General features: G+C 66.8%; 23 protein-coding genes. 12 read left to right on the forward strand and 11 right to left on the reverse strand.

The genetic code is table 11. The features are described from left to right. Positions 1-12: 12 nt before the first annotated feature. Entirely contained in the window at positions 13-2,205 is a 2,193-nt protein-coding gene (locus BX604_RS12970; RefSeq protein WP_098551138.1) for a TonB-dependent siderophore receptor, read from the reverse strand. Positions 2,206-2,615: 410 nt separating this feature from the next. On the opposite strand from BX604_RS12970, the gene BX604_RS12975 reads away from it, so the two are divergent. After that, a complete protein-coding gene (locus BX604_RS12975; protein ID WP_098551139.1) occupies positions 2,616-3,062 on the forward strand; it encodes a hypothetical protein in 447 nt (148 codons plus the stop codon). Positions 3,063-3,082: 20 nt separating this feature from the next. Here the strand turns inward: BX604_RS12975 and BX604_RS12980 are convergent, their stop codons facing one another. The 5 genes from BX604_RS12980 to BX604_RS13000 all read right to left on the reverse strand — a co-directional run bounded on the left by BX604_RS12980 (position 3,083) and on the right by BX604_RS13000 (position 8,933). Next, a complete protein-coding gene (locus tag BX604_RS12980) occupies positions 3,083-4,183 on the reverse strand; it encodes a porin (protein WP_098551140.1) in 1,101 nt (366 codons plus the stop codon). A gap of 104 nt (positions 4,184-4,287) precedes the next feature. Next, positions 4,288-5,631, reverse strand: coding sequence for an MFS transporter (locus BX604_RS12985; protein ID WP_098551141.1), 1,344 nt, complete (start codon positions 5,629-5,631; stop codon positions 4,288-4,290). 150 nt (positions 5,632-5,781) lie between these two features. Beyond that, positions 5,782-6,843: an aromatic ring-hydroxylating dioxygenase subunit alpha gene (locus BX604_RS12990; protein ID WP_098551142.1), complete on the reverse strand. Its 1,062-nt coding sequence runs from the start codon at positions 6,841-6,843 to the stop codon at positions 5,782-5,784. Between the two features lie 48 nt (positions 6,844-6,891). Continuing rightward, on the reverse strand, positions 6,892-7,857 hold the full coding sequence (locus BX604_RS12995; protein WP_098551143.1) for a PDR/VanB family oxidoreductase: 966 nt from the start codon (positions 7,855-7,857) through the stop codon (positions 6,892-6,894). After that, entirely contained in the window at positions 7,854-8,933 is a 1,080-nt protein-coding gene (locus tag BX604_RS13000; RefSeq protein WP_098551144.1) for an aromatic ring-hydroxylating dioxygenase subunit alpha, read from the reverse strand. Before BX604_RS13000 ends, BX604_RS12995 begins: the two co-directional genes overlap by 4 nt. A 199-nt stretch (positions 8,934-9,132) precedes the next feature. Here BX604_RS13000 and BX604_RS13005 point away from each other — a divergent pair, with 199 nt between their 5' ends. After that, the gene (locus tag BX604_RS13005; protein WP_098551145.1) at positions 9,133-9,621 is read left to right on the forward strand and encodes a MarR family winged helix-turn-helix transcriptional regulator; all 489 of its coding nucleotides are present in this window, start codon (positions 9,133-9,135) and stop codon (positions 9,619-9,621) included. Between the two features lie 61 nt (positions 9,622-9,682). Here BX604_RS13005 and BX604_RS13010 read toward each other — a convergent pair whose 3' ends face one another. Then, positions 9,683-10,429: a TetR/AcrR family transcriptional regulator gene (locus tag BX604_RS13010; protein ID WP_098551146.1), complete on the reverse strand. Its 747-nt coding sequence runs from the start codon at positions 10,427-10,429 to the stop codon at positions 9,683-9,685. 171 nt (positions 10,430-10,600) lie between these two features. Here BX604_RS13010 and BX604_RS13015 point away from each other — a divergent pair, with 171 nt between their 5' ends. From BX604_RS13015 to BX604_RS13050, 8 genes are all read left to right on the forward strand, one after another. Further along, positions 10,601-11,782, forward strand: coding sequence for an isovaleryl-CoA dehydrogenase (locus tag BX604_RS13015; protein ID WP_098551147.1), 1,182 nt, complete (start codon positions 10,601-10,603; stop codon positions 11,780-11,782). Between the two features lie 31 nt (positions 11,783-11,813). Then, a complete protein-coding gene (locus BX604_RS13020) occupies positions 11,814-13,421 on the forward strand; it encodes a carboxyl transferase domain-containing protein (RefSeq protein ID WP_098551148.1) in 1,608 nt (535 codons plus the stop codon). Between the two features lie 19 nt (positions 13,422-13,440). Then, positions 13,441-14,226 (forward strand): enoyl-CoA hydratase/isomerase family protein, encoded by a 786-nt coding sequence (locus BX604_RS13025; protein ID WP_098551149.1) that lies wholly within the window; start codon positions 13,441-13,443, stop codon positions 14,224-14,226. A gap of 36 nt (positions 14,227-14,262) precedes the next feature. Next, positions 14,263-16,263: an acetyl/propionyl/methylcrotonyl-CoA carboxylase subunit alpha gene (locus BX604_RS13030; RefSeq protein WP_098551150.1), complete on the forward strand. Its 2,001-nt coding sequence runs from the start codon at positions 14,263-14,265 to the stop codon at positions 16,261-16,263. A gap of 502 nt (positions 16,264-16,765) precedes the next feature. After that, the gene (locus tag BX604_RS13035) at positions 16,766-17,164 is read left to right on the forward strand and encodes a DUF1493 family protein (protein WP_257146299.1); all 399 of its coding nucleotides are present in this window, start codon (positions 16,766-16,768) and stop codon (positions 17,162-17,164) included. Between the two features lie 179 nt (positions 17,165-17,343). After that, positions 17,344-17,547, forward strand: coding sequence for a hypothetical protein (locus tag BX604_RS13040; RefSeq protein ID WP_098551151.1), 204 nt, complete (start codon positions 17,344-17,346; stop codon positions 17,545-17,547). A gap of 42 nt (positions 17,548-17,589) precedes the next feature. Continuing rightward, positions 17,590-19,704: a phosphocholine-specific phospholipase C gene (locus tag BX604_RS13045; protein ID WP_098551152.1), complete on the forward strand. Its 2,115-nt coding sequence runs from the start codon at positions 17,590-17,592 to the stop codon at positions 19,702-19,704. Between the two features lie 322 nt (positions 19,705-20,026). Then, positions 20,027-21,169 (forward strand): DUF2827 domain-containing protein, encoded by a 1,143-nt coding sequence (locus BX604_RS13050; protein ID WP_098551153.1) that lies wholly within the window; start codon positions 20,027-20,029, stop codon positions 21,167-21,169. Positions 21,170-21,239: 70 nt separating this feature from the next. Here the strand turns inward: BX604_RS13050 and BX604_RS38340 are convergent, their stop codons facing one another. Continuing rightward, positions 21,240-21,929, reverse strand: coding sequence for a hypothetical protein (locus BX604_RS38340; RefSeq protein WP_143748021.1), 690 nt, complete (start codon positions 21,927-21,929; stop codon positions 21,240-21,242). Between the two features lie 29 nt (positions 21,930-21,958). Between BX604_RS38340 and BX604_RS13055 the strand changes: the two genes are divergently transcribed. Next, entirely contained in the window at positions 21,959-22,762 is an 804-nt protein-coding gene (locus BX604_RS13055) for an EAL domain-containing protein (RefSeq protein WP_098551154.1), read from the forward strand. Between the two features lie 50 nt (positions 22,763-22,812). Next, positions 22,813-23,229 (forward strand): hypothetical protein, encoded by a 417-nt coding sequence (locus BX604_RS13060; protein ID WP_098552855.1) that lies wholly within the window; start codon positions 22,813-22,815, stop codon positions 23,227-23,229. Between the two features lie 47 nt (positions 23,230-23,276). On the opposite strand, the gene BX604_RS13065 is transcribed toward BX604_RS13060, so the two are convergent. Genes BX604_RS13065 through BX604_RS13075 form a run of 3 tightly spaced genes read right to left on the reverse strand, consistent with a single transcriptional unit; the run spans position 23,277 to position 26,914 of the window. Beyond that, positions 23,277-25,256, reverse strand: coding sequence for an FkbM family methyltransferase (locus BX604_RS13065; RefSeq protein ID WP_098551155.1), 1,980 nt, complete (start codon positions 25,254-25,256; stop codon positions 23,277-23,279). 25 nt (positions 25,257-25,281) lie between these two features. Next, positions 25,282-26,418 carry a DUF2827 family protein gene (locus BX604_RS13070; protein WP_098551156.1) on the reverse strand — a complete coding sequence of 379 codons (1,137 nt, stop codon included), beginning with the start codon at positions 26,416-26,418 and terminating at the stop codon, positions 25,282-25,284. Between the two features lie 28 nt (positions 26,419-26,446). Further along, the gene (locus BX604_RS13075; protein WP_098551157.1) at positions 26,447-26,914 is read right to left on the reverse strand and encodes a DUF4019 domain-containing protein; all 468 of its coding nucleotides are present in this window, start codon (positions 26,912-26,914) and stop codon (positions 26,447-26,449) included. Positions 26,915-26,935 lie beyond the last annotated feature (21 nt).

Genomic DNA, 26,935 nt, shown 5'->3' on the forward strand with positions numbered 1-26,935 from the left:
TGTGGCGGGCGCTCAGAACGACACCGTCGTCGTCAGCGTGACGAGCCGCGGCTCGCCGACCGCGACGATCAGGTTGCTGTTGCTCGACGGATAGTAGGTCTTGTCGAGCAGGTTCTTCACGTTGAGCTGGATGCGCGTCGGGAACTTGCCGATCGTCGTTTCGTACGCCGCGAACGCATCGACGGTCACGTAGCCGGGCAGCGTGAAGCTGTTCGCGGTATCGCCGGGCCGCGCGCCGACCAGCCGTGCACCGCCGCCGAAGCGCCAGCGTCCGGGCAGGTTCGCAATCGCCGTGTCGTACACCGCGAACAGGCTGCCGGTGTGGCGCGCGACGTTGACGAGCGACGTGTTGCTGTCGCGGTCGTTCGCGTTCGTGTACGCATAGCTGCCGATCAGGCTCAGGTGGCGCGTGATCTGCCCGGCGACGTCGAGTTCGATCCCGCGCGAGCGCGCGGTGCCGATCGTCGACGTGATGTCGCCCACCGTGACCGCGACGTTGCGCTTGTCGATCTGGTACGCGGCGAGCGTGCCGGTGATGCCGGGCTTCAGGCTGAACTTCAGGCCGGCTTCCAGCACGCGGCCGAATTCCGGCGCGAGCGGCGACGTGACATTCGACGCGACGTTCGGCTTGAACGAGCGGCTCACGTTCGCATACGCGGTCAGCGACGGCGTGAGCGCATACGCGAGCCCGAACTGCGGCAGCCACACGTTGCCGTGCGAGCGGTCGGCGAACACGAACGGCCGGCCCATCCCCGATTCCTGCTGCCAGTCTTCCCAGCGCAGCCCGGCGACCGCGGTCAGCCGGTCGGTGAGCTTCACCGAGTCCTGCACGATCATCGAGTACGAGTGCACCTTCGACAGCGAATCGCTTTGTTTCGCACTCACCGTGCCGCCCGGTGCGAGCAGGCCGTAGACGGGATCGTAGAGGTCGAAACCCTTCGTCGCGGTGCCGCGGATCGTGTCGCCGCGGAAGCTGCGCTGTCGTTCGTATTCGCCGCCGACGTACAGCGCGTGGTTCATCCCCGCGAGCGTCAGGTTGCCGAGCAGGCCGAGCGTCGCGATCTGGTCGGAGTCGTTGCGCCCGAGGTTCGCATCGGCCGAGCGTGTCATCGCACCGGTCGTGCTGTTGAACGCGGTCGCGCGGGTGATGTTTTGGGCGTAGCGGTCGCGGCCCCAGCCGTAGGTCGCGCGCACGCGCCATGCGTCGGAGAAGCGGTGCTCGATGCGGGCGCGCAGCGTTTCCTGGATCCCGCTGCTTTGCGCCCACGCTTCCTCGTAGCGGCGATAGCGCAGTGCGTCGTCGGGGCGGCCGTTCACGAGCGCGGTGCCGCGATCGAACGGCGTCGTGTAGTCGACGTACTGGTAGCTGACGTCGATCGACGTGTTCGCGTCGTGCCACGACAGCGCGGGTGCGATCAGCGCGTCGCGTTCGCGGCCGAAGCTGCGCCAGTAGCGGCTCGTGTCGTATTCGCCGGTGAGCCGGAACGCGAGCGTGCCGCCCGCGACCTGGCCCGGCTTGCCGAGCGGGCCCGTCAGGTCGAACTGCGCGCTGCTGCCGCCGTGGCTCGTGCGCGACGCCGAGATCGAGCCGCCGAACGTGTCTTCCGGCTTGCGCGTGACGAGATTGATCACGCCGCCCGGATCCTGCATCCCGTACAGCAGCGATGCCGGGCCCTTCAGCACTTCGACGCGGTCGATCGTCGCGAGATAGCTGTGCAGCACCGGCGTGCGCACGCCGTCGACGAGTACGGAGCCGTCATTGTTCGAGCCGAAGCCGCGCTTGATGAACGCGTCGCGCGTGCCGCCGAGCGTGTTGGTCTGCGTGACGCCGCTGATGTTGCCGAGCACGTCGTCGAGCGAGCGCGCCTGCTGATCCTGCATCACGCTGCTGCTGACCACCGCGACCGATTGCGGAATGTCCTTGATCGCCCGGTCGTCGCCGCCGGCGACGCTGCTGGTGCGCGGCTGATAGCCGACGGTCGGATCGGCGGTCGCCGATGCGCTGACGCTGATCGCCGGCAGTTCGCGCTCGATGGGCGGCACCGCGGGCATGGGCGACGACGCCGCCGCGGCAGGGGCGGCCGGCGCGCGATCGTCCGCGGCCGCATGCGCGCCGCTTGCGACGCAAAGGGTGATCAGGGCAGGCAGGCTTGTGCGCCACGGACGCAAGGTCCGGGCGCGGCGGGGCAGTCGACGGGATGGCATGAATCGGTGAGTGACGGAGTGCTAAGAATCGGGTCGCGGGCCGCAGCGGCTTCGCCACGGCAGGGTGCGCATGATATATGTAATGAGAATCATTTGCAATTGTAATAAGACGGATCCGGAATGCGTGCCGCGATTGCCGGGGCGGCGGCCGTCTGCTACCGTAGCGCCCAAAATCAGAAGCAGTGAAATTCAACGAGAGCCGGGGGCCGCACCATGTCATCTACCTGTCACGTCGCGTGCAGCGCGACGCCGCGCACCGCAGCCGACCATGCGGGTGGTGAAGTGATCGCAGCCGTGTTCCACGATTCGAACGATTAAAACGCGTGCGCGTGCATTGCGCGCTGCGTCGGGCAGCCGGCGCAGTGTCGCCTTCAATCATTTCAACCACCACGTTTGACGGGAGACCACCCATGAAAAAGATTTCCGCGCCGTTTGCGGCGGCCGCGCTCGCGGCATGTGCGATGCTGGCCGGCGTTCAGCAGACCGTTCATGCCGCGCCGGCGGCCGAGCCCGCGATCGACGCGCACTACGGCACCGTGATCGAGGCCTACACGCAGGACATGAGCACCGCGAAGACGAAATACGACGGCAAGCGCCTCGCGTTCGTCGGCGCGGTGATCCGGATGGGCAGCGATCCGGGCGGCACGTACTTCGGTGCGTTGACGACCGACGGCGAGCAGTTCGACACGCACTTCGACGTGGCCGACCAGGATGCGCTGAAACCGAAATTCCCCGGCGGCGAGATCAAGCCGTTCACGGCATCCGCGAATTTCCGCTTCAGTTGCGTGAACGAAGGCTATATCGACGCGCCGGTGCTGCCGGGGTTGAAGCTCGCGCATTGCCGGCTCGCCGATTGACGTAGCGCCGTGGCCGGCGCTCAGAACTTCTGCTGGATGCCGGCCATCACGCCGAGCTGATTCATCCCGGTGCCGACCGTCCCGCCGGCGGCGACCGCGTTCGCGGCCAGCGCGCTGTTGAACATGTAGCCCACCGACGTGTAGACGGTCGTCCGCTTCGACAGGAAGTAGTTCGCGCGGCCGACGAGCAGCGTGGCGTTCGAGCCGCCGTCGGCGCTTTCGCGGCGCTGCAGGTAGCGCACGCCCTGGAGGTCGAGCGAAAGGTACGGCGTCGCGTAATAGGTGCCGCCGGCGAACACGATGTCGGCCTGCAGGTGCTCGGCCGCCGCGAGGTTGCGGCGGATCCACCCGGCGCCCAGTTTCGCGGGGCCGATCTTCACGTAGCCGGCGACGATGTCGCGCGTGTCGGTGTAGGCCGGATTGTTCAGCGGCGCGAGCGCGCCGGCGCCGCCGCGCATCACGTCGTGCGACGCGGCGAGCCCGAAATTGCTCGCGTCATACGCGATCATCGCCGTGTATTGGCGGCATGCGACGATGTCGCCCGCCACCTGGCCCGCGCAGCCCGTGGCCGACGGTCCTGCCGGCCCGGCCGCGTCGCGGCCGAAGCTGTAGGTCGCGCCGAGGGTCACGCCGTGGAACGTGCCCTTGTAGCCGATCGCATTGTCGCTGCGCGCATTCGGCAGGTACGAGTCGAAATCCGCCATCGAGTGAATCGACGGGCCGATCACGTCGGCATTGGTCAGTACGATCATCGACATGTTCATCTGGCGGCCGAGGGTCAGCGTGCCGAACGGACTGTTCACGCCGACGTTGGCCTGCCGCCCGAACAGACGCCCGCCGTAGTTCAGCGCACCGGTGCCGGGCTGGAAGCCGTTCTCGAGCACGAAGAAGGCCTGGTAGCCGCCGCCGAGATCCTCCGTGCCCCTCAGGCCCCAGCGCGACGGCACTTCGCCGGTCAGCGTCGGCATTCCGGTGAACGACCCGCCGTGTGCGGCGTTGTTGTAGTAGGACACGCCGGTGTCGACGATCCCGTACAGCGTGACGCTGCTTTGTGCGCAAGCCGGGCCGGCGAGGGCCAGCGTCAGCGCCGTCGCGAATGCGACGCCCAGTTTCTTTTTCATTGCTGTCTCCAAACAGTATGTAGTGATGCTTATCAATTTTTATCGAGTCGTCCGGTGATGTCCGGAGTGCCGACCGGTGTCGGCGAAACCGCGGTCGTCGTGCGTTACGACAGGGCCGGATCGCGTTGCCCGCGCAGTGCCCGGGCAGGCCCGCCGGCCACGGCGACGGCGATCGCCGCACCGGCCATCGGCACGAGGAACGCGAGATAGAGATGCGACACCGACCAGCCGTCGTCCAGCAATGCGCCGACCGTCATCGGCGACAGAATCGCGCCGAGGCGGCCGATGCCGACCGCGAGGCCGATGCCGGTGGTGCGGATTTCGGCGGGATAGGGCGTCGGCGACAGCGCATACATGCCGGCCACACAGGCGTTGATGACGGCGCCGAGAAACACCCCGACCGTCAACCCGATGCCGAGCGAGCCGGTGTTCGCGCCGAACACGACCATCAATGCGCCGCCCAGCAGCAGCGTGGCGCCGAGCAGGTTGCGCAGGCCGACGCGGGTCGACAGCAGGCTGAACAGCGACGCGCCCGCGATGCCGCCGAGATTGAGCAGCACGCCGCCGGTCACGCCCTGCGACGCCGACAACCCGGCCTGGACCAGCAGCTTCGGGGTCCAGCTCACGACGAAATAGAAGCTGCCCATCACGAGAAAGAACGCGATCCACAGCGCGATCGTGCGGCGCGTGAGCGGCGGCCGCAGCACCGCCGTCCAGCTCGACGCGGGCGCGCCGGCGTCGGCGGACGAGGCAACGGCCGGCAGCACGTCGATCGGCGTGCGCTTCATTCTGGCGAGGATGCGGTTGATTTTCCGGAGCGCGTCGTCCGGGCGTTTCGCGAGCAGGAAGTCGAGCGATTCCGGCAGCAGCGCGAGCACCATCGGGATCGACAGCAAGGTCAGGATGCCGCCGAACGCGAACACGCTGCGCCATCCCCACGTCGACAGCAGGTAGCCCGCCGCGACGCCGCCCGCGGTGGCGCCGATCGCATAGCCGGTCGACTGCATGCCGATCGCGGCGCTGCGCCATTTGTTCGATGCGTACTCGCCGCTGATGACCGTCAGGCTCGCGAGCATCCCGCCGATGCCGAGCCCCGTGTAGGCGCGCGCGACGGCGAGCTGCAGCGTGCTGTGCGTGGCCGCGCAGGCGAGCATCCCGGTCGAGATCACGACGAGGCAGAGCAGGATGATCCGGCGGCGGCCGACGCGGTCGGCGAGCGGGGCGATCAGCACCGAGCCGATGCCCATGCCGGCGAGGCCGGCACTGAGCAGCAGGCCGATTTCCTTGCCGCTCAGTTTCCACTCCGCCGCCAGATGCGGCGCGGCAAACGCGATGGCCAGCACGTCGAAACCGTCGAGCATGTTCAGCACGACGCAGGCCGTCACCGCCATTGTCTGAAACGCACTCATGGGGGACACGTCAATCGTATTGCGGATATTTGCACTCACGTCAAAGACCCTTTATTAAAATAGTATGACTAATTAAATGGAATTGAATCGAAGCCGGCGGTATTGAACGGGGTTGAGGATGGATGGGCGGCCGCGGCGCCCGAGGCTGTCCGTGGCCGTTGCCCGCTTGTGCGCGCGCCGGTGCGACGCTTACGCGGGTTCGGTTTGCAGCAGCAGGCGCTCGATCACGCGCCGCGCGCGATTGGGGCCCGCGTCGACGTGGATGTCGATCTGCCGGCCGCCCGGAAACCGCAGCTGGTTCCGGTATTGCGCTTCGATCACGGTCTTGTCCTCGTCGAACGTCGCGGCGGATTGCTCGATGACCGTTTGCGCGACACGCTCGACGTCGTGTTGTGGATTGGTCGCGACGGTCCAGAAGTAGTGCGTCGTCGCGTCGGTTTCGGGCGTGATGCCGTGAAAGCCGCGCATGTGGAAGCCGCCGCGCGACGGATCGAGCAGGTCGCCGGTGCCGGCGTCCATCGCGCCGGTCCAGATCCGGATATGCGACACGTGGAATTCGATTTCCTGCCAGCGATCGACGCGGCCCGCGAACGGCCATGCGGCCGTGTAGGTCGGCGGCGGTTCGGAATCCGGCATCCGGCGGATCAGCGACACCGTATCGCCGTCGCTGCTGACGCGGGTGTCCGCGCCCATGTGCAGCGGCGCGTTGCCGCCGATCGTTTTCAGGTGGACATAGCCGAGATGGCTCAGGTCCATCAGGTTGTCGTGAATGAGCTGGTACGGCGCGTCGTAGTGGTAACGGCCGCCGCCGAAGCGATAGTGCGGATCCGCGTGGAACGCATAGCGCGGCGGCGCGCAGGTGGGTTGGGCGTGCGGATCGGCACCGATCCAGATCCACACGATGGCGTCCTGCTCTTGCACCGGGTAGGACGATACGCATGCCTTTGCAGGAATCCGGTCCTGGCCGGGAATCTCGACACAGGCGCCGTCACGGTTGAACAGCAGGCCGTGATAGCCGCAGCGCAGGCCGCGCGGTTCGAGCGACCCGCACGACAGCGGCAGGGACTTGTGGCAGCAGCGATCCTCCAGCGCGCCGATGTCGCCGGACGGCAGCCGGAACAGCACGACCGGGCGGCCGAGCAGCGTGCGCGCGACGGGTGTATCCGTCAGTTCGGATGACAGGGCCGCGACCCACCATCGGTCGACCGGGAATTGAGTAGTGTTGATGGGGGATCCGGCGTGTTGTTCCATTGATCGTCTCCAATATCGTGTTGTGCCGCCGCGTGTCGCGCGGCCGGTCTACAGGTCGAGTACCAGCATGTCGGTTCTGGATCGCGAGCAGCAGGGCATGAACTGGTCGCCGGCTGCTTTTTCGTCGTCGGTCAGATACGAATCGCGATGATCGGGCTCGCCTTGCAGCACGCGCGTCATGCACGTGCCGCATACGCCTTGCTCGCACGATGTCAGCACGTCGACGCCGTTCGCGGCCAGTGCCGCGACGACGGTGCAGGCGCTCGGCACGTCGATCACCTGGCCGCTGCTCGCGATGCGAACCTGGAACGCGCGATCGGTGTCGGACGATTCGACTGCGCCGCCGAAGAATTCGTAGTGCAGCCGCTCGTCGGCCCAGTTGCGTGCGCGGGCTTCGGCCAGCACCGCATCCATGAAGCCGCGCGGGCCGCAGACATACAGATGCGTGCCGTCCGGCGCCGCGGCGAGCACGGCGGCGAGGTCGAAGCGTTGTGCGGGGGCGCCGTCGTCGACGTGGAAGCGGGCGCGATCGTGGAACCCGGCGGCGTTGATCCGTTCGACGAACGCCATGCGATCGGTCGAGCGCGCGCAGTAATGCAGGTCGAACGCGATGCCGGACGAGAACAGCCGTTCCGCCATGCACAGAATCGGCGTGACGCCGATCCCGCCCGCGAGCAGCAGGTGATGCGGCACGTTCGGTGCGAGCGGGAAGTGGTTGCGCGGCATCCCGATCTTCACGGTATCGCCCTGCCGGACTTCGTCGTGAATGGCACGCGAGCCGCCGCGGCCGTCGGCGTCGCGCAGCACCGCGATCTGATAGCGGTCGCCGTGCTCGGGGTGATTGCACAGCGAATACTGGCGCACGAGCCCGCCCGGCAAATGGACGTCGATATGGGCGCCCGCGTCGAAGCGCGGCAGCGGCGAGCCGTCATCGCTGACGAATTCGAATCCGCAGATGTCGCGCGCTTCCTGCCACTTGCGGGCGACCCTGACCGTCAACGTCGCGGCGCTCATGACGCCTCCTTCACCGGCACGACCGGAATCACGGGCCGCTGTGCGCCCGCTGCGCGTTCGTCGGCGAGCAGCCGGTCGATCACCTTGCGCGACAGCACGCCGCCGGCGTCGATGTTGAGCTTCAGCAGCGTGCGATCGGGCCACTTCTCGAGGTTGAGCTGCTGGCGCTCGAGCATCTCGAGATCCTCGGCGAAGATCTTGCCCTGGCCGTCGCGGATCTCGGCGGTCAGCGCGGGATCGTCGGGCCGGAAGTTGCGCGCCATCCCCCAGAAGTACCAGATCGACGTGTCGGTCTCGGGCGTGATGAAGTCGACGACGATCGACGACGCCTTCAGGTCGGCCGGCGCGTCGTAGCCGCCGCGGCCGGCATGCGCGACGCCGACTTCGATCATCACGTGGCTCGGCGGCGTGAAGCGGCAGATCTGCCAGCGATCGACCGGCACGTCGTCGGCGAGGCCGTTGCCGCGCAACGCCATCTGCCAGAACGGCGGCGGCATCACGTTCTCCATGAAACGGCTCGTGACGACTTCATCGCCGTGGCTGGTCGTCTTCGGCGGCGCTTCGTCGATTTCCTTCTGGCCGATGCTCGATGCATGCACGTAAGTCTCGTGCGTGAGGTCCATCAGGTTGTCGATCATCAGCCGGTAGTCGCAGCGGATGTGATACAGGCCGCCGCCGTGCGCCCAGGCCGGGTCTTCCGCCCAGGCCAGCGCGGGCAGTTTCGCGGGATCGGCTTCGGACGCGTCGCCGGGCCACACCCAGATGAATCCGTATCGCTCGACCACCGGAAAGCGGCGAATCGGCGGAAACCCGCCGACGCGCTGGCCCGGCATGCCGGCCGTCTTGCCGTTGCAACCCATTTCGAGCCCGTGATAGCCGCACACGAGCACGCCGTCGCGCACGAACCCGAGCGACAGCGGGGCGCCGCGGTGCGGGCAGAAGTCCTCGAGCGCGGCCACCTGGCCGTCGGCCGCGCGGTAAAACACCAGCGATTCGTTGCAAATCTTGCGGCCCAACGGCTTGCCGTCGATTTCGTCGGGTGTGCACGCCACATACCAAGCGTTCTTGAGAAACACGTTCGTCGTCTCCTTCAGGTCGGCGCCGCCGGTGCGCGGCGCCTCTTCATTCCGTGTACTGAATGAGATTCAGTGTACTCATTGAGATTGGCGCGGGCAAGCCGGGCGGTATACTGGTTTTCCCGGGAAATGGCGCGGGGCAGCGCCATCCCGTTGGTGCACGCAACCGGCGTGCGCCGCCAATGTCATCGACTCATTCATGGAAAAAACGAATCCCGCCGACGCGCCGACCTTCCCGCTCGATCTGTACGACGAGCCCGGGCACCTGATCCGGCGCGCGCACCAGATCGCGGTCGCGATGTTTTACGAGAAGCTGGGCCGGGACGTGACGCCGGTGCAGTACGCGGTCCTGCGGATGCTCTACGAGTGTCCGGGGCTCGACCAGGTGACGCTCGCGCAGCGCGTGGCGCTCGACACGTCGACAACGGCGGACCTCGCGGTCCGGCTCGAAGCGAAAGGATTGATCGTGCGCGAAGTGCTGCCGCGGCGTCAGCGGCGGCTGTTGTTGACGCCGGCCGGCGTGGAACTGCTCACGCACCTGATTCCGTCGGTGAGGGAGTTGCGTGCCGGCCTGTTCGACGGGATGGGGGAGGAGGACTCGGAGGAACTGATACGCCTGTTGCGCAAGTTCGTGCATCTGAACAACGAGCAGAGCCGCGCGCCGCTGCGGGTCAGCGAGGATTCGTAGCGGTTCCTGACTCCTGCGCGGCGGCGCAGGCAGGGCGGCGGGCGCGCTACCCGCGCCTGCGTCACGGGCGTGACGCGTCCCCTTCCAGGCGCCGCACCGCTTCCGCGACTTCATTCCTGAAGCGCACCAGCGCCGCCTGCTCCGGCGCGGGCGGCTGCACGGCGGCCCACAGCATGTCGATCAGCTGCGTGGCCGTCGTTTCCGTGTCGAGCTTGCGGTGCCCGAGGATCGCATCCCACAGCACGTGCTCGATCGGCCCGAACACCATCGAGCGCAGCAGGCTCAGCGGCATGTCGCGGCGCACCTGCCCGGCCGCCTGGCCGCGTGCGAGCACGTCCATCAGCGGCGCCGTATAGCGGCGCTGCAGCGCGGTGAGCTCGTCGCTCAGCGCATGCTGCTTCGCACGCCCCTCCGACAGCACCAGCGCGCACAGCCCCGTGCCGTTCACCAGCATCAGCCGCAAGTGCGTGCGCACGATGAACGCGAACTGCTGCTGCACCGACGCCTCCAGCGGCATCCCGTGCTCGAACGCGGCAATGATTTCGTCATACCAATCCGCGATCACGCGCGCGCACAGCTCGCGCTTGCCGCGGAAGTAGCTGAACACCGTGGCCTCCGACACGCCGACGCGCTGCGCGATCTCGGCGGCCGTCGCATGCTCGTAACCCTTTTCGGCGAACACTTCCCGGCCGGCGCGCAGAATGTCCTGCACGCGCTGCTGGGATTTGCGCCCGGCGGGTGCGCGCGACGAGTCGGCGCGGTCGGCTTTGGCGGTGGCGGTCATGGTGTCGGCGGTAGCGGCTGTCATGTCGCCATGATATCTGAGTGTCACTCAAAAAACTATTGACGCCAGGCTGGACGAGGCGCGAAACTGTGCAAAATTTCCGCTGCAATGGCTTAATGAATCGACGCATTGATCCGATTTGAGCGAAACTCAGAAATCGGCGAATGCGACCCACTTTCTGGAGACGGAGGAGACATGATCAACCTGCCCGGCGTGCAATTCATGCTCGGTGAAGACATCGAGATGCTGCGCGACGCCGTCGCGACGTTTGCGGCGAAGGAAATCACGCCGCGCGCGGCGGAGGTCGACCGCACCGACCAGTTTCCGATGGATCTGTGGAAGAAGTTCGGCGATCTCGGCGTGCTCGGGATGACGGTGGCCGAAGAGTACGGCGGCTCGGCCATGGGCTACACCGCCCACATGGTCGCGATGGAGGAGATCTCGCGCGCATCGGCGTCGATCGGCCTGTCGTACGGCGCGCATTCGAACCTGTGCGTGAACCAGATTCACCGCAACGGCACCGACGCGCAAAAACAGAAATACCTGCCGAAGCTCGTGTCGGGCGAACACATCGGCGCGCTCGCGATGAGCGAGCCGAACGCCGGCTCCGACGTCGTCAGCATGAAGCTGCGCGCGGACAAGCGCGGCGATCGCTACGTGCTGAACGGCACGAAGATGTGGATCACCAACGGCCCCGATTGCGACACGCTCGTCGTCTATGCGAAGACCGACGTCGAAGCGAACGCGCGCGGCATCACCGCGTTCATCGTCGAGAAGGGGATGAAGGGCTTCTCGGTCGCGCAGAAGCTCGACAAGCTCGGCATGCGCGGGTCGCACACGGGCGAGCTGGTGTTCCAGGACGTCGAAGTGCCGGAAGAGAACATCCTCGGCCAGCTCAACGGCGGCGTGAAGGTGCTGATGAGCGGCCTCGACTACGAGCGCGCGGTGCTGTCGGGCGGCCCGACGGGCATCATGGCCGCGTGTCTCGACGCGGTGGTCCCGTATATCCACGACCGCAAGCAGTTCGGCCAGTCGATCGGCGAATTCCAGCTGATCCAGGGCAAGGTCGCCGACATGTACACCACGTTCCAGGCATGCCGCGCGTATCTGTACGCGGTCGGCCGCCATCTCGACTCGGCGGGCAGCGACCACGTGCGCCAGGTGCGCAAGGACTGCGCGGGCGTGATTCTCTACACGGCCGAGAAGGCCACGTGGATGGCCGGCGAGGCGATCCAGATTCTCGGCGGCAACGGCTACATCAACGAATACCCGGTCGGCCGCCTGTGGCGCGATGCGAAGCTGTACGAGATCGGCGCGGGCACGAGCGAGATCCGCCGGATGCTGATCGGCCGCGAGCTGTTCGCGGAAACGATGTAACGCCCCACGTCACGCGAACGGAGCCCCGTCGATGCCGATCATCGAATCGAAACTGAATCCGCGTTCGGAAGAATTCCGCGCGAACGCCGCGGCGCTGGAGGCGGTCGTCGCCGACCTGCGCGCGAAGATCGAACAGCTCGCGCAAGGCGGCGGCCAGGCCGCGCGCGACAAGCACCTGTCGCGCGGCAAGCTGCTGCCGCGCGACCGGATCGCGCAATTGCTCGATCCGGGTGCGCCGTTCCTCGAGCTGTCGCAGCTCGCGGCGAACGGCATGTACAACGACGACGCGCCGGGCGCGGGCGTGATCACCGGCATCGGCCGGATCGCGGGCCGCGAATGCATGATCGTGTGCAACGACGCGACGGTCAAAGGCGGCACGTACTATCCGATCACCGTGAAGAAGCACGTGCGCGCGCAGGAAATCGCCGCGGAAAACCGGCTGCCGTGCGTGTACCTCGTCGATTCGGGCGGCGCGAACCTGCCGAACCAGGACGACGTGTTCCCCGATCGCGACCACTTCGGCCGCATCTTCTTCAACCAGGCGACGATGTCGGCGGCCGGCATCGCGCAGATCGCGGTCGTGATGGGGTCGTGCACGGCCGGCGGTGCGTATGTGCCGGCGATGAGCGACGAGTCGATCATCGTGAAGAACCAGGGCACGATTTTCCTCGGCGGCCCGCCGCTCGTGAAGGCTGCGACCGGCGAGGAAGTGAGCGCCGAGGATCTCGGCGGCGGCGACGTGCACACGCGCCTGTCGGGCGTGGCCGACCATCTCGCGCAGAACGACCCGCATGCGTTGTCGATCGCGCGCAACATCGTCGATCACCTGGCGCCGAAGATCGCGCCGCCGGTGGCGCTGCGCGAACCGAAGCCGCCGCGCTACGACGCGAAGAGCCTGTACGGCGTGATTCCCGTCGATACGCGCAAGCCGTTCGACGTGCGCGAGGTGATCGCGCGCATCGTCGACGATTCCGAATTCGACGAATTCAAGGCGCGTTTCGGCACGACGCTCGTCACGGGCTTCGCGCACATCTGGGGCCATCCGGTCGGGATCATCGCGAACAACGGCATCCTGTTCTCCGAATCGGCCGTGAAGGGCGCGCATTTCATCGAGCTGTGCTGCCAGCGCAAGATTCCGCTCGTGTTCCTGCAGAACATCACGGGCTTCATGGTCGGCCGCAAGTACGAGAACGAAGGCATCGCGCGTCATGGCGCGAAGATGGTGACGGCCGTGTCGAACGCGAAGGTGCCGAAGTTCACGGTGATCATCGGCGGCTCGTTCGGCGCCGGCAACTACGGGATGTGCGGCCGCGCGTTCGGCCCGCGCTTCCTGTGGATGTGGCCGAATGCACGGATCTCGGTGATGGGCGGCGAGCAGGCCGCGTCGGTGCTCGCGACCGTGCGTCGCGACGGCATCGAGGCGAAGGGCGGTTCGTGGTCGGCCGAGGAAGAGGATGCGTTCAAGCAGCCGATCCGCGACCAGTACGAGCGCCAGGGGCATCCGTACTACGCGAGCGCGCGCTTGTGGGACGACGGCGTGATCGACCCCGCGCAGACGCGCGACGTGCTCGGGCTCGGCCTGGCCGCGTCGCTGAACGCACCGATCGACGACACGCGTTTCGGCGTGTTCCGCATGTAACGGCCGGGAGAACTCACCGATGCGATACGAAACGATCAAGGTAAGCGAAGCCGGCCGCGTGGCGACCGTCACGCTCGCACGCCCCGACGTGCGCAACGCGTTCAACGAGACGACGATCGCCGAGCTGACCACCGCGTTCGAGTGGCTCGATGCGCACGAAGGCGTGCGCGCGATCGTGCTCGCGGCCGAAGGCCCGGCGTTCTGCGCGGGCGCGGACCTGAACTGGATGAAGAAGATGGCCGGTTACTCGGACGACGAGAACCGCGCGGATGCGCGCAAGCTCGCGCGCATGCTCGAGGCGATCCACCGCTGCGGCAAGCCGGTGATCGCGCGCGTGCACGGCGACGCGCATGCGGGCGGCGTGGGCCTCGTCGCGGCGGCCGATATCGCGATCGCGGTCGACGGCGTGAAGTTCTGCCTGTCCGAAGCGCGGCTCGGCTTGATTCCCGCGACGATCGCGCCGTATGTGGTGCGCGCGATGGGCGAACGCGCCGCGCGCCGCTACTTCACGACCGCCGAAGTGTTCGACAGCACGCGCGCCGCGTCGCTCGGCTTCATTCACGACGCGGTGCCGGCCGACGCGCTCGACGAAACGGTCGCGAAGCTGGCCGCGGCGCTCGTCGCGAACGGCCCCGACGCGGTGCAGGCGTGCAAGCGGCTCGTCGCGGACGTGGCCGGCCGGCCGCTCGACGCGACGCTGATCGAGCAGACCGCCGACTGGATCGCGCGGACCCGCGCAGGCGCGGAAGCGCGCGAAGGGATCGCATCGTTCCTCGAAAAGCGCACGCCTTCGTGGCGTGAATGATGGCGTGCCCATAACTTTCCGGACGACACCGAAGCCATGTTCGACAAGATTCTGATCGCCAACCGCGGCGAAATCGCCTGCCGCGTCGCCGCGACGTGCAAACGTCTCGGGATCGCGAGCGTCGCCGTCTATTCCGACGCGGACGCGAACGCGAAGCATGTCGCCGCGTGCGACGAAGCCGTGCATATCGGCGGCTCGGCGGCCGCGGACAGCTACCTGCGCATCGAGCGCATCATCGAGGCCGCGCGCGCCACGGGCGCGCAGGCCATTCACCCCGGCTACGGCTTCCTGTCGGAGAACGAGGATTTCGCGCATGCGTGCGAAGCGGCCGGCATCGCATTCATCGGGCCGCCGGTCGACGCGATCGCGGCGATGGGCTCGAAGGCGGCCGCGAAGGCGCTGATGCATGCGGCCGCGGTGCCGCTCGTGCCCGGCTATCACGGCGACGACCAGGATGCGGGCTACCTGCATCGCGAGGCCGACGAGATCGGCTATCCGGTGCTGCTGAAGGCGAGCGCGGGCGGCGGCGGCAAGGGGATGCGCGTGGTCGAGCGCTCCGACGATTTCCCGGCGGCGCTCGCGTCGTGCCAGCGCGAGGCGGCGAGCAGCTTCGGCAACGACCGCGTGCTGATCGAGAAATACCTGACGCGCCCGCGTCACGTCGAAGTGCAGGTGTTCGGCGACACGCACGGCAACACCGTCTACCTGTTCGACCGCGACTGCTCGGTGCAGCGCCGTCACCAGAAGGTGCTCGAGGAAGCGCCGGCGCCGGGCCTGCACGACGACGTGCGTCGCGCGATGGGCGAGGCGGCTGTCGCGGCGGCGCGCGCGGTGAATTACGTCGGTGCGGGCACCGTCGAATTCATCATGACGGGCGAAGCGTTCTACTTCATGGAGATGAACACGCGGCTGCAGGTCGAGCACCCGGTCACCGAGATGGTCACGGGGCTCGATCTCGTCGAGTGGCAACTGCGCGTCGCGTCCGGCGAGCCGCTGCCGCTGAGGCAGGAGGAACTGCGCGTGCAGGGCCATGCGCTCGAGGCGCGTCTGTACGCGGAGAATCCGGCGCGCGGCTTCCTGCCGTCGACGGGCACGCTGAAGCACCTGCGGCTGCCGCATGGCGTCGAGTTCGCGATCGGCGCGCCGGTGCGCGTCGACAGCGGCGTGCGCGAAGGCGATGCGATCACGCCGTTCTACGATCCGATGATCGCGAAGCTGATCGTGCATGGCGCGGATCGCGCGGAAGCGCTCGGCCGGATGCTGCGCGCGCTGCGCGCATGCGAAGTGGTCGGCCTGCACACCAACGCCGCGTTCCTGCAGCGGATCGTCGCGTGCGAGCCGTTCGCGATCGCCGATCTCGACACGGGCCTGATCGAGCGCAACCACGATGCGCTGTTCGCGCCGCAACCGCTGCCGCGCGCGACGCTCGCGCTGGCCTGCGCGGCATTGTTCGCGCGCGAACGGAGCGCGGCCGCGCAGGAAGGTGCGTCGCCGTGGGGTTCGCTGCCGGACTGGCGGCTGAACGGCGGCTATCGCCGCACGCTCGACTGGCATGCGCCCGATCGCGAAGCGGACCTGACGGCGACTTACGAGGACAACGGCAGCGGCGCGCGGATTGCCGCCGGCGATGCGGCTGCGCAGCCGTTCGCGTGGACGCGCGGCGCAACGCCGCTCGACTTCGACGTGACGCTCGACGGTGTGCGCAGCAGCGGCCGCGTGTACGCGGACGGCGACAGTTTCCACGTGTTCACGCAGGGCGTGGCCGAGACGCTCGAATGGCGCAACGTGCTGGCGCACGCGGGCGATGTCGAGCATGGCGGCGGGCGCCTGACCGCGCCGATGCCCGGCAAGGTCATCGCGGTGCTGGTCGAGCCGGGGCAGAGGGTCGAGACCGGCACGCCGCTGATCGTGATGGAAGCGATGAAGATGGAGCACACGATCGGCGCGCCGGGCGCGGGTGTCGTCGCGGAGGTGCTGTACGGCGTCGGCGACCAGGTCGCGGACGGTGCGCAGTTGCTGGTGATGGCGGAGGACTGAGCGGTGCGGCGCGTGAGGGCCGGTGGCGGCTCTCACGCGCGGGACCAGGGCCGTGCTTCAAGGCAGGAAAGGCCCGACGACATCCGGTTGCGAATGCCTGATGTGCATGCATCGGGACGACACAGCATTCTTGTGTTGTGATTGTCGTTCTCGTTGCGCGTAGACAAAAAAATAATCTGCGTGTCGCGTCTTCGAGATCTTTGAATAATCCCGTGATTCTCGCCGGTGACCGGCGCGCTCGACATGCGCTGCCTCGCAGCCGGTTTGCCCGTTGCAACAGTTGTTCAAAGATCGAAACCGGCCCCGTCCGGACTGCTTCGCCAAAATGAACTGGCCGCTTCTTCTTGTGCAGAAAGGGGAAGTGCGATGGCGGCTGCTTTCCGGGACGTCTGGAAAATCAGGCTCGACCAGAGCAACAACTGCGCGTTCCTGCCCATGCTCGACATGGCTGCGTTAGCGTAACCGCCGGGATGTGCGGCCCGGTGTCCCGCGCAATGATCAAATGAACGTAGCCGAGAGAAAGACCGAGATGGCGAGCAAATATAAATACGGAATTCACATTGACCTTGCTCGTCTGATGGAGATGGTGCGGGATGAGGCTGATTCGCCATTGCAGGGCGAGTTCGAGATTACCCCGGACACGGATCTCTGCATCGATCTTGAAATTTCCGACAGAGCCATGTTGAGGTTGATGCGGAGGTTTTCGGAAACGTTTGGTGTTGATATTGCCGATTTCGACATTGACTATTATTACCCGTCCCGGAAACTGGGATTGGGTCGATTCTTGATGACGGTATTCAGGTCGCCATTTAGTGCTGACGCCAGGGACAAAATACTGGAGCGTCCGCTCACCGTCAAAATGATGGAGGCGGCGATTGAAACCGGGCGATGGTCGATGTAGCCGCTCGAAAAGGGCCGGGCATCGCCCGGTTCATTGCCAACCAACGCGTGCATTCACATGCACGTCGATCCCTGTCGCCCGACACTGTCGTGTAACACGTCAAACTTAGCATTTCGGCGTCGATATGACCGACGCGGCCTCGCGTCCGCGTCACGTCATCCCATCCACGGAGAACCGTTATGCGAAAGTCGGCCCTGCGGCCTTTCGCGGTCGCCGGCCTGCTCACGCTGATCGCACTCCTTAGCGCCTGCAACGACGACCTGACTGCAACCCCTGCGCCCGTCGCGCAGCAGAAGGCCGCGTGCGGCGGCGGCACGGTCGCCACCGCGCAGATGCACTGCCCGCCGGGCTTCACCGCCCCTGCCTCCTCGCCCGCATCCTGATACCGGCCGATTCCACCAGAAATCCAATCACGAGCACTCAGCATGGCCCTCCATTCGCGACGCGATTTTCTGAAGTTCTCCGCCGGCCTCGCCGGTGCGACCGCCGCCACCGCGCTGCTTCCCGAGTCGATCCGCAAGGCGCTTGCGATCGAGCCGAATACCGTGACGGGCACGATCCAGGATGTCGAGCACATCGTCGTGTTCATGCAGGAGAACCGCTCGTTCGACCACTACCTCGGTCACCTGAGCGGCGTGCGCGGCTATAACGACCGCTTCCCGGTCACGCTGCCGAACGGCAAACCGGTGTGGTTCCAGCCGCGCCAGGAAGACCCGGCGAGCGTGATCGCGCCGTTCCGCTACGACACGACCGACCCGGGCGTGAACGCACAGTGCATCGGCGGCCTGCCGCATACGTGGGCGACGACGCACGGCGCGATCGACAACGGCCGGGCCGATCAATGGGCGGTGCAGAAGTCCAACATGACGATGGGCTACCACGTCCGCGACGATATCCCGTTCCATTACGCGCTCGCGGATGCGTTCACCGTGTGCGACAACTATTTCTGCTCGATTCCGGGCAACACGCATCCGAACCGGATGTACCTGATGACGGGCATGGTCGATCCGCTCGGCACGGGCGGCGGCCCGCTGCTCGACAACACCGACTACATCGACAACCCGTTCGACAAGATCCAGTTGCCGCCCTTCAGCTGGACGACCTACCCGGAGCGGCTGGAGAAGGCCGGCATCTCGTGGCAGATCTACCAGCAGGGCACCGGGTTCGACAACTTCACCGGCAACTACGGCACGAACATGCTGGCGTGCTTCAACAACTTCGTGAACGCGCCGGCCGGTTCGTCGCTGCAGACGCGCGGGATGAGCACGCGACCGATCACGCAGCTGAAGGCCGACGTGCAGGCGAACGCGCTGCCGCAGGTGTCGTGGCTGTTGCCGCCCGCCGCATACTCCGAGCATCCGAAGTTCACGCCGCTGTACGGCGCGTACTATCTGTCGACGATTCTCGATGCGCTGACGTCCAATCCCGAGGTGTGGAGCAAGACCGTCCTGCTGGTCATGTACGACGAGAACGACGGCTTCTTCGATCACGTCGTGCCGCCGTCGGCGCCGACGCTGCCGGGCTCCGGCATGAGCACCGTCGACGTGTCGCTCGAGCGGCACGACCACGTGACGTCGACGCAAACCGGCACGTATACGGCCGACAACCTGCCGTACGGCCTCGGCCCGCGCGTGCCGATGTTCGTCGTGTCGCCGTGGTCGAAGGGCGGCTTCGTCTGCTCGCAGGTATTCGATCACACGTCGGTGCTGCAATTCATCGAGAAGCGCTTCGGCGTGATGGAAACGAACATCTCGCCGTGGCGCCGCGCGATCTGCGGTGACCTGACGTCGGCGCTCGACTTCTCGAAGTCGGATGTCACGTTGCCGACCTTGCCGAGCACGCAGTCGTATGTCGCGCAAGCGGACCTGCAGTGTTCGCGTGCGTCGTCGCAGACGGCGCCGGCCAGTACCGCGCAGCAGGTCGTGACGGCGCAGGAGTCGGGCACGCGGCCGGCGCGCGCGCTGCCGTACGAACTGCATGTCACCGGCCAGCTCCAGGCGCAAGGCTACGCGCTGACGTTTGCGAATACCGGCACGCAAGGCGCGCACTTCTGGGTTTATACGGGCGATCCGACAGCGATGCCGCGCCGCTATACGGTCGAAGCGGGCAAGCAGCTGACCGATACGTGGGCGCTCGACGCGAGCGGCAACTATCTCGTGAGCGTGTGGGGCCCGAACGGCTATTTCCGGCGCTTCGCGGGCTCGGCCGCGGCGGACGCCGGCGCGAAGCCGGAAATCACGCCGTGCTATGACGTCGCCAACGGCGATGTGTACGTGACGATCGCGAATGCCGGCGCCAGCGCGCTCACGGTCACGGCGACCGATGTCGCGTACGGCGGGGCGCCGCGCACGCTGACGATTCCGGCGGGACAGCGCGTCGAGGCGCACTGGGATCTGTCGTGCAGCAGCCGCTGGTACGACCTGCAGTTCGCGGTCGCGGGCAATGCGGGCTGGGTGCGCCGCATCGCGGGGCACGTCGAAACCGGCAAGGCCGGCATCACCGACCCCGCCGCCGTCGCGCCGACGATCGCCGCGATCTGACGGCAACCGGCGTGCGCCGGCCGGTCGACACCGGCCGGCGCACGCGCGGGCGGTGTCGAAGGGGGCGGCGGTACGTCGGGCCAGCACCCGTCACCGTGCGTCCTCATCGGCGCGCGCATCGTCTCTCCATCCCTTCGTCATGCCCGTTGCCGCCGCCCGCACGGCGAGCCGGCGGGGTGCTGACCATTCCTGACACTGTGCGCGTGGCGGTCCGCTAGAATGCCCGGCTGCCGCCGGCATGTGCCGCGGCTTGACGGGGGCGGCGCTGCGCGCGCTACACTGCGTGGATTCCAGCCCCATCCAACTTCCCATCCCGCCGACGATGACGTCTCCTGTCCTGAACGGCCTGCGCATCGGCATCACCATCGGACTGCGCACCCCCGACGAAAGCCTGTGGATCAACGGCATCAAGCAGAACGCGCTGTTTCTCGCGAAGCTGCTGATGGCGTCGCCGCACGGCTACCGCGTGACGCTGGTCAACACGACCGACGTGCCGCTCACCGATGCCCTGCCGTGGGATCGCAGCGTGTACGACACGCGCGCGTTCGCCGACATGAAGGACGCGCTCGACGTCGTGATCGAGCTCGGCGGGCAGATCGACGGCGAGCAGACGGCCTACCTGAAGGCGCGCGGCGCGAAGATCGTCAGCTATTGCTGCGGCGTCGAGTACATCAACGCGATGGAGTCGATGCTGTTCGGCCGCCGGATGTGGGATTCGCTGTTCATCAACCGCGGCTACGACGAGGTGTGGGCGATTCCGCAGATCGCGCCGTCGTCGCTGCCGTTCCTGCAGTCGCTGCGCCGCTGCCCCGGGCGCGTCGTGCCGTTCGTGTGGGATCCGATGTTCCTGAGCGCGCGGGCGCAGTCGCTGCCCGGGCACGGCGAATACCGGCCGCGCAGCGAGCCGGGCAAGCGGCTCACGGTGATGGAGCCGAACCACAACGTCGTGAAGTTCTGCGTGTATCCGATGCTGATCATCGACGAAGCGTATCGTCGCGACCCCGATGCGATCTGCTTCACGCACGTGACCAACGCCGATCGCCTCGCGCACGACAGCCCCGAGTTCGTGATGCTGATGAACTACCTGGAGATCGTGCGCGCGGGCAAGGCGAGCTTCGTCGGGCGCTTCGACACGCCGCTGTTCCTGGCCGACCTGACCGACATCGTCGTGTCGCATCAATGGTCGAACCCGCTGAACTACTTTTATTTCGACGTGTGCTGGCAGGGTTATCCGCTCGTGCACAACGCGAGCCTCGCGCCCGAGCTCGGCTACTACTATCCGGACAACGACGTGCAGAAGGGCGCCGATGCGCTGCTGCACGCGCTGCACACGCACGACGACGACTGGGAAGGCTATACGCGACGCCAGCGCGACATCCTCGCCCGCTATACGTCGGCGAACCCGGCACTGGTTGCCGAATACGACGCGCTGCTCGCGAACCTGATCGGCGCGACGGCCGCATAGCCTCGCCGCAGGCGATCCGGGGCCCGTGTTCGTTCGCGATCTGCACGACTGACTGCGGCTGCGCATGCCGTCATTCGGGTTGTCCCGGAGTTAAAGTCTGAAGAAATGGTGCCGTTAAAAAAGAAACCGTCGAACCGGGGAGATTCGACGGTTTTTGAAGGCACGAATTTGACGGCTCCGAGGGAAGTCCGTCGAAAATAATTTTATAGGTTAACAAGTCGAAAAGATTGTTAAATATCTTACAGAAGCGAGCTGTCATATAATTCGGATCGCTATTGTCGACGGAATCCGGATTGATTCCGCTTTGGATTTTAGTAATATCGTTTGAAACGGTGGAATTGAAGTCTGGGGCGACCGAATCGCGCTCGGCGATGTGGCCGGAAAGCCACGTCGGACGGGCTTGAGGCCGGTTGCCGAGATGGTGTCGTCGGCGGCTATTCGTCACACCAAATGACAACCGTCCGATCTTTGAAACACGTGTCGAGAATAAATAATCCGGCTGCAGACGTTTGGCGTCGGTTAATAAATCGAATCGACTGAAATTTCCCCGACAGTTTTGTGTAACCTGTCGCACTGTCGGCAGGGTGTCGGTGTGGTGTATTTTCCCTGTTTGAATGTCGTTGACAATATCGGATTTGACGGCGCGCCGAAATGAAAAGTACGCTCCCGGAAAAGATCGAAATAAGAGGATGGGCCGGGTAGGCGGTGGAGCATGTCGTTGTCGGCTTGCTTCACATGTATCTTGAGCGCGGGCCGTCATCGGCGGCCCGACATTTGCCGGAGCGCCGGATGAGTACGGTCGAACCTCGCCTTGAGGCGAACAGGGAAGCGTATCGGGACGAGATCGATCTCGTATTCGGTGCCGCTGACGATCACCCCGACCTTGCGTCGGTACGCAGTTTCGTTGAAAGCCGGCTCGGGTTTGCGCGCGAGCCGATATGCCGGGCCGATCTGTCGGGCGGCGTGCTGTATCACGAATGCCTCGCGCGCTTGCGGTGGGGGGCGGGCGATGCGCTGCCGCCGCTCGCATTCCTGCCACGTCTCGAATCGCTCGGGCTGATGCGCTGGTTCGACCGGCTCGTGGTCAACCGGACGATCGACGCGTTGCGCTCGGATCCGAAAGCCGTGTACGGCTGCAATATCGCGGCGGCGAGCGCGGTCGTCGACGACACGTGGATGGCCATCATCAGGCGGCTCGAGCGCGACCCGTCGGTCGCGGCCCGGCTGGTCGTCGAAATCACCGAGACGGGGCCGCTGAACCCCGTCGCGGGCCGCTCGTTCGTGAATCGGTTCCGGCAGGCCGGATGCCGTGTCGCCATCGACGACTTCGGCGTCGGTTTCAGCGCGCTGAACAGCCTGGTGATCGGCAATCCCGATATCGTGAAGCTCGACCGGTCGGTGCTGTCGCTGATCAAGCGCAACGCGATCGGGCGCTACCAGTTTCGCCGGCTGATCGCCTTTGCGCACGAGAGCGCGCGGCATGTCGTCGTCGAAGGCGTGGAGAACGAGATCGACCGGCAGATCATCCTGGATTCCGGCGTCGCGTGGGCGCAGGGCATCCGGTTTTCGTGGCGCTCGCCGGCGGCCGCATGATGTCGCGGCGCACCGGAATCGGGCTATCGCTGGATCGCGAAGGGGCGGGCATGGCGCACATGAAGGCCGGGCCTGGAACGAGCACGCTGGCGGTCGACGGGCACGCGCTCGTCGCGATCGCCGAGCTTGCCGACATGCTGCGGCAGCTCGGCGCGGACGCGGTCGACGTGCCGCTCGACGTCGTGCCGTTTCTCGACGGCCTGAACGTCGTTGCCCATCGTATTCAGCGAATGAAGCCGCTCGACGTCGAGGGCCGCGAACTCGCGGCGCGGCACTATTACGGCGGCGTGATCGCGGGCGTGTGCGGCGACGATTCGGCGATCGCGCGCGGCGTGGCCGGCAGCGCGGCGCGCCACGCCGGCCGCGTCAGCCGCCAGGCGAACCGCTGTTTCGCGGCGCTTGCGCGAGTCGGCCGCCGGCATGGTCTCGCGTTCGCCGCGCAGCGCGGTGACAAGGTGCCGGCCTAGGGCTTGTTCACGCTAATCACCGGCTTGCGACGGACGGCAAGCCGGCCTCAATCCTTTCCAAAACCCCCGAGCACGAGCGCCAACGCGCGGTCGACCGCATCGTCCCATCGCCCTGCGTGCGCGGCGCGCACGATCCGGACGCCCGGGTAGAGCGCCGTGCGCGAGCCGGTTTCCCAGCGCGCATCGGCTTTCGGGCTGAGCAGCAGCACGGCCGGCACGCCCAGCGCGCCGGCCAGGTGGATGTGCGCGGTGCAGGTGGTGACCACCACGTCCATCGCGAGCATCAGTGCCGCCAGGTCGCTGAAGTCGCCGATCGCGTGATGCGGGAACGTGACCGGGAGATCCGACGACTCGGATTGTGCGGACACGTCGCGATTGATGCAGTACGCGGCATGGCCGTGCAGCCGCGCGAACGGCGCGAGGTCGCGCAGGCTGGCCGCGCGCCGGAAGCGCGTGTCGCTTTCGTCGTGACCGCGCCAGTTCAGGCCGATGCGGCGCGTGCCGGGCGCGCTGCCGTCGCGCGCGACGCGTTCGCGCCATGCGGCGGCCTGCTCTGGCGGGCACGACAGATACACGGCCGGGGCGCCGTCCGGTGCCGGCGCATAGCCGAACTGCGCAGCCAGCACCAGGAACGAGCACCAGTAGTCGTGCGCGATCTGCGACGTGTCGACCCACGGGCCGTGGGCGCTGACGAATTCGACGTGCGGGAACGTGTGACGCATCAGGCTCGTCAGTGCATCGGGCACGACGACGGTCACCGCCGCGCAGCCGAGCGCGTCCAGCGCATGCAGGTAGCGCGCGTACTGGAACTGGTCGCCGGCGCCGCCGTAGCTGATCACGAGCAGCCGTTTGCCGCGCAGCGGCTGGCCCGCGTAGAGCCGCTCCGTGGGCAGTCCGAATTGCGCGGCCGTCAGCACGTTTTCGCTGGCGATGGTCGCGCGCCCGGCCTCGTCGCGCCGGCCGGCGCGCAGCAGCAGTGCCGAGCGCGCGAGCTCGACGTGCCCGCGCTGCGCGTCGGGCAGCGCGGCCGGATCGCCGAAGCGTTCGAGCGCCGCGAGCCCGGCGTCGGGCTCGCCGGAGAAGCCGTAGCACGACGCGAGCTGGAGTGCGATCGCGTCGTCGTCGAGCCCGCGGCCGCGCGCGCGTTGCCAGCGCGCGATCGCATGCCCCCATTCGCAGCGGGATTCATGGTCGAGCGCGCGGTTCCAGCTCGTTTCGGGCGCGTCGATGTCGGCGTCGACGTCGGTCGGCGGCGCGTGCGTCGCATCGCTTTCGCACGTCGACGCGACGGCGAGCGGCTCGCCCGAGATGAACAGCCGTTGGCGGTCCCAGCGCGGGTTCGGCACGCACAGCAGGTTCAGCGCGTCGACCCGATAGAACGTGTAGTCGAGGCCGGTGAACGTATTGATGATCGGCGCTTCGCCGATTTTCCAGTATTCGATCCAGCACCACGGCAGATGCGTCTCGATCAGCCGGCGCGCGCCGCGCAGCGCTTCGATCTCCATGCCTTCGATGTCGAGCTTGAGGAAATCCAGCCGCGGCAGGCCGAGCGAATCGAGCCGGACGACCGGCGTTGGCGTGCCGCCCGCCGCGCGCCCGTCGATGAGCGAGACCTGGCCGAAGTCGGCGTCCAGTCCGTAGTCGATGTCGGGCACCTTCATGGTGCCGTTGGCGCTCGCGAGCCCCATGTTCAGCAGATGGAGATTATCGAGCTGGTTGAGCGCGACGGTGCCGCCGAGCGCGTGGAACAGCGTGCGTTGCGGTTCGAACGCATAGACGCGGCCGCCGCGCGCGCGCAGCCGGTGTGCGATCGGCACACATACGAGCCCCGCGTTGGCGCCGCCGTCGACTGCGATCGCGTCGTCGGGCAACTGGTCGATCACCTGCAGGATCGTGTCGAGCTCGCCCTGGATGTGCGGCCGGCCGGTCTTGATCAACGCCTCCGCCTGATACGTGCAGTGCCGGTTGATGACGAACGGGCCGTGAATCGAATCGATCACGACGAAATTGCGGACGGTCGGATTCATGGGCGGGGCACGCGGGAAAGGGGGCTCAGCCGAGCGCGCGTCCGGCGAAGAGGCGCTGGATCTGTTCGGAATACGCGCGCACGTTGTGTTCGGCAAGCGTGTCGACCTGGTGCAGGCACTGGCGGGCCGCTGCCGCGTAATCGTCGAGCCGCGCGTCGTGCGTTTGCGCGGCGGTCGCGATCGCACGCGCCGCATCGAAGATCTCGAAGTCCGGGTAGTAGTAGCCGACGTCGCGCAGGAACGGCGAGTTGTGCACGAGCGGGTAGTTGCCGTACAGCGCGTCGTACAGCAGGTAGTTCAACCCGTTTTCCCAGTGGTGCGACACGACGATGTCGGTATGGTGCGCGGCCCACGCGATGAACGGCGCGCGCACGTCGGCCGTTGCCTTGCCGTCGCGCACCATCTCGAGCCCCAGCGCGAGATGCTTGAAGGCGACGTTTTCCTTCTTGTCGAACGTGTTGGTCATGTACACGTGTTCGACGAGCTCCGGGTGTTCGACGTAGCACGCGTTCGCGGCGAGCATCGGCACGATCGAGCTCTTCACGACGTTCAGGTTCGGTTCGAAGAACGCGATGCGCTTGGCCGGGCCGTGGTTGCGGTAGCCGAAGCGCGCCTTCAGGTCGGGATCGGCGTCGAGGCTGCGTTCGATGAAGTACGGCGACCAGATGTGGGGCAGCTCGATCACCGGCGCGCGATAGACGGCCTGGAAATACGCCGCGCACGTGTGCATGTGCTGCGGGTTGGTCCAGATCTCGTCGAACTGCACGCGGTGCGGGTTCGGCCGCCAGTTGTTCTTCTCGAAGTTGATCGTCTCGACCGCGATCACGTAGTCGTTGCCGAAGCGGTACGACACGCACTTGCCGCCGCGCGCGCGCACGGCGTCCGCGTGCGACGGGTCGATGAACGCGTTCATCTCGATCAGCAGGTCGGTCTGGTGGACGATCGCGGACAGCGGGCGCAGCGCGTTGCCGAACGCGTCCATCATCAGCGCCTGCGGGTATTCGGCGATGCCGTCGTCGTGCGCGAGCCAGACTTCGCCGATCAGCGGCGAGCTTTTCAGCAGCATGTACAGGTACACGCAATGCTGGTTCGCACCGTTGTACCAGATCGACTGCGTCGCGTCGCGCTGCACGTTCATCGTAATCGCGACATTGATTTTCATCGGCGGCTCCGGGCGGGCGATGCGCGGGTTACGGCGCGTAGTTCTGCGATTGGCGCGGCACGTAGCCGGTCAGGTGCCAGCGGCCGTCGTCGTCGAGGCGAAAGCTCAGTTTCTCGAACACGGTCGCGCCGCTCGCGAGCGTCGTCGCGTAGTCGAGGTTCGCGTACAGGCCGTTCGGCATCGTCTCGACGTTGTCGTAGCGGATGCGCGTGATCTGCGCCCAGCCGCGATGGGTGACCGTGCCGACCGACTGGCGCGCGTGCTGGATGTCCGCCATGAACTGGTCCGGCGGGATGCGCGCCTTCACGAACGCGGCGGAATCGGCCCACACCGCGCGGTACTGGCCGGCGTCGAGCAGCTTGAAGACGATGTCCGCGTCGTGCAGCAGCGCGTCGGCCGATTCGCCGTCGGATTGCGCGTGCGCGCCGATCGCGATGGATGCGAGCGCGCAGCCGATCAGCCATTTCGCGCGGGAGAGGGGCAGGGGTGCATTCATGTCGGAGTCCGGGGAGCGCGG

It is taken from the genome of Burkholderia sp. JKS000303 (genome assembly GCF_002563755.1).
In the GTDB taxonomy this organism is placed as follows: domain Bacteria; phylum Pseudomonadota; class Gammaproteobacteria; order Burkholderiales; family Burkholderiaceae; genus Burkholderia; species Burkholderia anthina_B.

Bases quoted from the DNA above. Each gene is read 5' to 3' on its own strand.
- BX604_RS13075 (WP_098551157.1), bottom strand. From the start codon at position 26,914: ATGAATGCACCCCTGCCCCTCTCCCGCGCGAAATGGCTGATCGGCTGC.
- BX604_RS13045 (WP_098551152.1), top strand. From the start codon at position 17,590: ATGGCCCTCCATTCGCGACGCGATTTTCTGAAGTTCTCCGCCGGCCTC.
- BX604_RS12970 (WP_098551138.1), bottom strand. From the start codon at position 2,205: ATGCCATCCCGTCGACTGCCCCGCCGCGCCCGGACCTTGCGTCCGTGG.
- BX604_RS38340 (WP_143748021.1), bottom strand. From the start codon at position 21,929: ATGACGGCCCGCGCTCAAGATACATGTGAAGCAAGCCGACAACGACAT.
- BX604_RS12995 (WP_098551143.1), bottom strand. From the start codon at position 7,857: ATGAGCGCCGCGACGTTGACGGTCAGGGTCGCCCGCAAGTGGCAGGAA.
- BX604_RS13060 (WP_098552855.1), top strand. From the start codon at position 22,813: ATGGCGCACATGAAGGCCGGGCCTGGAACGAGCACGCTGGCGGTCGAC.
- BX604_RS13025 (WP_098551149.1), top strand. From the start codon at position 13,441: ATGCGATACGAAACGATCAAGGTAAGCGAAGCCGGCCGCGTGGCGACC.
- BX604_RS13010 (WP_098551146.1), bottom strand. From the start codon at position 10,429: ATGACAGCCGCTACCGCCGACACCATGACCGCCACCGCCAAAGCCGAC.
- BX604_RS13065 (WP_098551155.1), bottom strand. From the start codon at position 25,256: ATGAATCCGACCGTCCGCAATTTCGTCGTGATCGATTCGATTCACGGC.
- BX604_RS13050 (WP_098551153.1), top strand. From the start codon at position 20,027: ATGACGTCTCCTGTCCTGAACGGCCTGCGCATCGGCATCACCATCGGA.
- BX604_RS13055 (WP_098551154.1), top strand. From the start codon at position 21,959: ATGAGTACGGTCGAACCTCGCCTTGAGGCGAACAGGGAAGCGTATCGG.
- BX604_RS12975 (WP_098551139.1), top strand. From the start codon at position 2,616: ATGAAAAAGATTTCCGCGCCGTTTGCGGCGGCCGCGCTCGCGGCATGT.
- BX604_RS13035 (WP_257146299.1), top strand. From the start codon at position 16,766: ATGAACGTAGCCGAGAGAAAGACCGAGATGGCGAGCAAATATAAATAC.
- BX604_RS12990 (WP_098551142.1), bottom strand. From the start codon at position 6,843: ATGGAACAACACGCCGGATCCCCCATCAACACTACTCAATTCCCGGTC.
- BX604_RS13015 (WP_098551147.1), top strand. From the start codon at position 10,601: ATGATCAACCTGCCCGGCGTGCAATTCATGCTCGGTGAAGACATCGAG.
- BX604_RS13005 (WP_098551145.1), top strand. From the start codon at position 9,133: ATGGAAAAAACGAATCCCGCCGACGCGCCGACCTTCCCGCTCGATCTG.
- BX604_RS12980 (WP_098551140.1), bottom strand. From the start codon at position 4,183: ATGAAAAAGAAACTGGGCGTCGCATTCGCGACGGCGCTGACGCTGGCC.
- BX604_RS13070 (WP_098551156.1), bottom strand. From the start codon at position 26,418: ATGAAAATCAATGTCGCGATTACGATGAACGTGCAGCGCGACGCGACG.
- BX604_RS13030 (WP_098551150.1), top strand. From the start codon at position 14,263: ATGTTCGACAAGATTCTGATCGCCAACCGCGGCGAAATCGCCTGCCGC.
- BX604_RS13040 (WP_098551151.1), top strand. From the start codon at position 17,344: ATGCGAAAGTCGGCCCTGCGGCCTTTCGCGGTCGCCGGCCTGCTCACG.
- BX604_RS13020 (WP_098551148.1), top strand. From the start codon at position 11,814: ATGCCGATCATCGAATCGAAACTGAATCCGCGTTCGGAAGAATTCCGC.